At 49.0% G+C, this 518-nt stretch carries 1 protein-coding gene; it reads left to right on the top strand.

From position 1 onward, the window contains the following. Positions 1–482: group II intron maturase-specific domain-containing protein (locus tag AB4161_RS20635; RefSeq protein ID WP_372084133.1), on the top strand; the 482-nt coding region annotated here is incomplete at its 5' end. Positions 483–518: the final 36 nt, after the last annotated feature.

The raw sequence follows: 518 nt of genomic DNA, 5'->3' as shown, positions 1-518 counted from the left end.
ACCGCTTCGGGATAGATGGAACAATCCATCTATCGAAGGCAGCACAAACTCAAATGAAGAAGCGAGTACGTCAGATAACGAAGCGAAATCGAGGACGAGAGTTACAGGTGATAATCACGGAGTTAACTCAATATCTAAGAGGATGGCAACACTACTTCAAGCTTACTGTTAGTAAAAGTGCAATGCAGCGCTTAGACGAATGGATACGGCGTAGATTAAGGTGCTACCGACTAAAGCAGCGCAAACGCAGACACAGCATAGCGATATGGTTACAGCGACAAGGTGTAACGGAGCGTAATGCGTGGAAGCTAGCGATGTCAGATAAGGGTTGGTGGCATCTAGCTTCAACGCCACAGGTTAATCACGCCATGCCAATAAAATGGTTCGAGGGGTTGGGGCTGTACTCACTAAGAGATGGGTACGAGTCACTGAAAGTATATTCGGAACCGCCGTATGCGACCCACGCTTGTACGGTGGTGTGAGAGGACGGAGGCTGCGAGGCCTCCTCCTACTCGATT

Source organism: Vibrio sp. 10N.286.51.E5, from assembly GCF_041469125.1.
GTDB lineage: Bacteria > Pseudomonadota > Gammaproteobacteria > Enterobacterales > Vibrionaceae > Vibrio > Vibrio crassostreae_C.
The sequence above is the reverse complement of the archived record's forward strand: the minus strand, read 5'-3'. Positions and strand labels throughout refer to the sequence as shown.